This window comes from Micromonospora sp. NBS 11-29 (genome assembly GCF_002140155.1).
Lineage (GTDB): Bacteria > Actinomycetota > Actinomycetes > Mycobacteriales > Micromonosporaceae > Micromonospora.
This window is the reverse complement of sequence record NZ_NAPR01000009.1, coordinates 752-1,153: the sequence shown is the minus strand read 5'-3', so window position 1 is coordinate 1,153 and position 402 is coordinate 752. Positions and strand designations below refer to the sequence as shown.

Annotated in this window: 1 protein-coding gene; it reads left to right on the top strand. The window is 76.6% G+C overall.

The features are described from left to right. Window positions 1-17: 17 nt before the first annotated feature. The coding region (locus tag B1205_RS31420) for a ketoacyl-synthetase C-terminal extension domain-containing protein (RefSeq protein WP_254909917.1) at window positions 18-402 on the top strand (385 nt) is incomplete at its 3' end.

Sequence of the window (402 nt, the reverse complement as noted above, 5' to 3'; positions counted from 1 at the left end):
ACTGGTCGGCTGGTGCGGTGGAGCTGGTGACGTCGGCGCGGCCGTGGCCGGCGGTCGATCGGCCCCGACGGGCGGCGGTGTCGTCGTTCGGGATCTCCGGCACCAACGCCCACGTCATCCTGGAGGCGCCCGAGGCCGGGCCGGCATCGGACCTGGCCGACCCGACCGGATCGGCGCCGGTCACGCCGTGGCTGCTGTCCGCCCGGTCGGCGGAGGCCCTGGCGGAGCAGGCGGCCCGGCTCGCCGGTCACCTGCACGACCACCACGACGTGTCCCCGGCCGAGGTGGGCTGGTCCCTGGTCACCACGCGCGCCGGCCTGGAACACCGGGCGGCGGTCATCGGCGTCGACCGGGACGCGCTGCTCACGGGCCTGTCGGCGGTGGCGCAGGGCGAATCAGCCT